We start from the raw sequence: 4,308 nt of genomic DNA on the forward strand, positions 1-4,308 counted from the left end.
CCAGCAGCAGGTTGGCCGGGTTGTCATCGACGCACAGTAAACGCGGCGCCCGGCTCGACAGCGGTTCGGTCACATCGCTGCGCTGTTGTTTCGGGTGGATCAGCTCAGACAAGGCACGGCGCAGTTTGCGCGTGCAGGCTGGCTTGGCCTGCAATTGGCTTTGGGCATTGGGCACGGACAGTTGAAACTGCGCCTGTTCAGTGGTTGGGCACAGCACCAACACTTTGCAGCCGAGGTTCTCTAGATCCCAAATGTGCTGGCGCAAGCGTTCAGGCGGCAGCTCGTGGGTGGTGATCCCCAGCACGGCCAAATCAATCACCTGCGGTGTTTCGTGGGCGGCGGTGACGCCGTTGATCAAGGCTTCGAGGTTATTGAAAATGATCGCTTCAAGCCCGCAATCCTCCAATTGATGCTGCAACGCCTGACGCGCCAATTCGTGGTTTTCCAGTACCGCGACTCGGCGACCCAGCAGCGGCGCAGACGGCAGATCGTCCAGGTCGTCTCGGGTTTTCGGCAAATTCAGGCTGATCCAGAACTCCGAGCCTTCGCCGGGCGTGCTGTCGACGCCGATTTCGCCGCCCATTTGCTCGATCAAACGTTTCGAAATCACCAGGCCTAGGCCGGTACCGCCCGGCTGTCGAGACAGCGAGTTATCCGCCTGACTGAACGCCTGGAACAACGCGCGCACGTCTTGGTTGGATAAACCAATGCCGGTGTCCTGCACGCTGATCCGCAGTTGCACGCTGTCTTCTTGCTCATCTTCGAGCATGGCGCGGGCGACGATGGTGCCTTCGCGGGTGAATTTGATCGCGTTGCTGACTAAATTAGTGAGAATTTGCTTGAGCCGCAGCGGGTCGCCCAGCAGCGCCAGCGGCGTATCGCGGTACACCAGGCTCACCAATTCCAGCTGTTTGGCATGGGCAGCAGGGGCGAGGATGGTCAGGGTGTCTTGCAACAGGTCGCGCAGATTGAACGGCACGCTGTCGAGAACCAGTTTGCCGGCTTCAATTTTCGAGAAGTCGAGAATCTCGTTGATGATGCTCAACAGGCTGTCGGCGGATTTCTCGATTGTGCTCAGGTAGTCCAGTTGACGCGGGGTCATCTCACTCTTTTGCAGCAAGTGAGTGAATCCGAGAATGCCGTTGAGCGGTGTGCGAATCTCGTGGCTCATGTTGGCGAGGAATTCGGATTTGATCCGGCTGGCTTCCAATGCCTCTTTGCGCGCCAGGTCCAGTTCTATGTTCTGGATCTCGATGGTTTCGAGGTTTTGCCGAACATCTTCCGTGGCCTGATCGATGCTGTGCTGCAACTCTTCCTGGGCATTTTGCAGGGTGGCGGCCATGCGGTTGATGCCAGAGGCCAGCTCATCCAGCTCCAGGCTGCCGAGTGGGGGCAGTCGAACTTCCAGGTTGCCGTCCTTCAATTGCGCCACCGCGAGTTTGATTCGGCTGATGGGCACGCTGATGGTGCGGCTCATGCGCATGGCCACAATCGCCGTCAAAATCAGCCCCGTGGCAATCAGCAACAGGCTGGCGAACAGGCTGCGGTAGCCGCGCAATAGCGTTCCGGTGTGGGACAGTTCCAGCTCGACCCAACCCAACAAGCGGTCGTCTTCGTCGGGAATCATGTCACCGGTCAAATGGCGCTGGCGACCGAACACCGGCAATAAAAACCGCGTGGCGTCGTTGCCGGAACGTTGCAGCAGGTGGTTGCTGTTACCTACCGGTTGCAGGTTAATCATGCTGGGGCCGGCATGGGATAACAGGTTGCGGTCGGCGTCTAGAAATGAGACGGAGCGTACATCGCCAAGCTCCAGCGCTTGCCCGGCAATCCGCTCAAGCAATACGCGGTCGTTGCGACCCAGCGCAGGGGCGGCCAGCGGCGCAAGTTCGTCGGAAATCATTTCGCCACGCTGCAACAGTTGTACTTGCAGATCCGACAACTGCATCCACGTGAAATAGCCGCCCAACACGCTAGCCATCAGCAGGGCCGGAACAGTGGTCAGCAGTAGCACACGGCCTTTAATACCCAGCTTATTCAGCACGCCATTCTCTCCAGCTTCCAAGCCAAACCGCTCAAGACCGCAGTGTAGCTATTTGCTTGCGCGCCGGCCTCCACAAACCACTGTAGGAGCCAACTTGTTGGCGATTAGATAGGCGGTGCAGTATGTGTGGTGTACCGAGGCGCGGCATTCGCGAACAAGTTCGCTCCTACAGAGGATTGGGGCTTAATCCAAAAAACTGCGCTGTTATATCCTTCAGTTATATCGAGCGCACTTTGCGTGATATGGGGTTTGAACGTTTGCCGTTATGATAGGCGCCCCCGCAGTCTGGATTGCGAAGACGCCATGACCTTGCAGTATCAAACCATCGCCGATTGCGTCGGCAACACCCCGCTTGTGCGTTTACAGCGCCTGGCCGGTGACAGCACTAATACCCTGCTATTAAAGCTTGAGGGCAACAACCCGGCTGGCTCAGTAAAAGACCGCCCGGCGCTGTCGATGATTACCCGCGCTGAATTACGCGGGCAAATCCACCAGGGCGATACCCTGATCGAAGCGACCTCAGGCAACACCGGCATCGCGCTGGCGATGGCTGCCGCGATCAAAGGCTACCGGATGATTTTGATCATGCCGGACAACTCCAGCGCCGAGCGTAAGGCGGCAATGACTGCCTATGGCGCCGAGCTGATTCTGGTCAGCAAGGAGCAGGGCATGGAAGGCGCCCGCGACCTCGCTGAACGGATGCAGGCCGAAGGCCGTGGCAAGGTGCTCGACCAGTTCGCCAACGGCGATAACCCTGAAGCGCACTACACCAGCACGGGCCCGGAGATCTGGCAGCAAACCGGCGGCACGATTACCCATTTCATTAGTTCCATGGGTACCACGGGCACCATCATGGGTGTTTCGCGTTACCTCAAGGAGCAAAACTCCGAGGTGCAGATCATCGGTTTGCAGCCGATGGACGGTGCCTCCATCCCCGGTATCCGGCGCTGGCCGCACGAGTACCTGCCGAAAATTTATCAGGCTGACCGAGTGGACCGTATTGTCGACATGGCCCAAGACGAAGCTGAAAACGTAATGCGCCGCCTGGCCCGCGAAGAAGGCATCTTCTGCGGCGTGTCATCGGGCGGTGCAGTAGCGGGGATGTTGCGTTTGTCCCAGGAAGTCGAGAACGCGGTCATGGTCGCTATCATTTGTGACCGAGGCGACCGTTACTTGTCGACCGGCGTCTACGACGAACCTAACTGATGGCCAAGCAAGAGCGAGGCCTGCGTTTCCAGCCCACTGGCGGCACCAAAGCGCCGCAAGTGCCGACAGGCAAAAAACAACGTTTGACCATTGAACGTCTGGCCAGCGACGGGCGTGGTATTGCTTTCTTCGAAGGCCGTACTTGGTTTGTCGCGGGCAGTCTTGCCGGTGAGGAAGTTGAAGCCCGCGTCCTGAATGCCCACGGCAAAGTGGTTGAAGCCCGCACCGAACGTGTGTTCCTGGCCAGCGCCATGCGTCGTCCTGCGCCGTGCGCGCATTTCGGCCGATGCGGTGGCTGCAGCATTCAACACATTTCCCATGACGAACAGCTTGCCCTTAAACAGCGCATGCTCGCTGAGCAATTGACCCGTGTCGCGGGCATCGAACCTGACGAATGGGCAGCGCCGTTAACCGGTCCTGAATTTGCCTACCGCCGTCGGGCGCGAGTCGCCGTGCGCTGGGACGCCAAGGCCAAACGGCTGGACGTTGGATTTCGTGCGGCATCGAGTCAAGACATCATCGGCATCGATGAATGTCCGGTGCTGGTACAGGCCTTGCAACCGATCATGACGCAGTTGCCCGCCATGCTGCGGCAGTTCAGCAAACCACAGGTGTTGGGCCACGTTGAGTTATTCAGCGGATCCTCCACCGCCGTGTTATTGCGCCATACCGCGCCGCTGGCCGAGGCCGATTTGGCATTGCTGCAAGGTTTTTGCCAGACGCATCACGCGCAGCTATGGATGCACGGTGATGGTGCGCCGCAGCCGGTGGACCCGTCGCAAACGTTGGGCTATGCGCTGGAGCAGTGGGATTTACAGTTGGCTTACCGGCCTGGAGATTTCATTCAGGTTAACGCCGTGGTCAATGCGGCGATGATCGCGCAGGCAATGGAATGGCTGGCACCCCAAGCGGATGAGCGTATTCTCGATCTGTTTTGTGGGTTGGGAAATTTTGCATTGCCGCTGGCCAAACAGGCCCGCGAAGTGGTGGCGGTAGAAGGCGTTGCGACCATGGTCGAACGTGCTACAGCCAATGCATTGAGTAATGATCTGCATAAC

3 protein-coding genes are annotated in these 4,308 nt (G+C 58.6%); 2 read left to right on the plus strand and 1 reads right to left on the minus strand.

Going from position 1 to position 4,308, the window contains the following annotated elements; translation table 11 throughout:
- Positions 1–2,044, minus strand: a 2,044-nt coding sequence (locus M0974_RS24260; RefSeq protein WP_297842969.1) for an ATP-binding protein, incomplete at its 3' end; no start/stop codon positions are given.
- A gap of 303 nt (positions 2,045–2,347) precedes the next feature.
- Here M0974_RS24260 and cysM point away from each other — a divergent pair.
- Together cysM and M0974_RS24270 are read left to right on the plus strand one after the other, a co-directional pair.
- Positions 2,348–3,250 (plus strand): cysteine synthase CysM, encoded by a 903-nt coding sequence (gene cysM, locus M0974_RS24265; RefSeq protein WP_297842972.1) that lies wholly within the window; start codon positions 2,348–2,350, stop codon positions 3,248–3,250.
- The coding region (locus tag M0974_RS24270; RefSeq protein WP_297842975.1) for a TRAM domain-containing protein at positions 3,250–4,308 on the plus strand (1,059 nt) is incomplete at its 3' end. The genes cysM and M0974_RS24270, both read left to right, overlap by 1 nt.

It is taken from the genome of Pseudomonas sp. (assembly GCF_026224925.1).
GTDB lineage: Bacteria > Pseudomonadota > Gammaproteobacteria > Pseudomonadales > Pseudomonadaceae > Aquipseudomonas.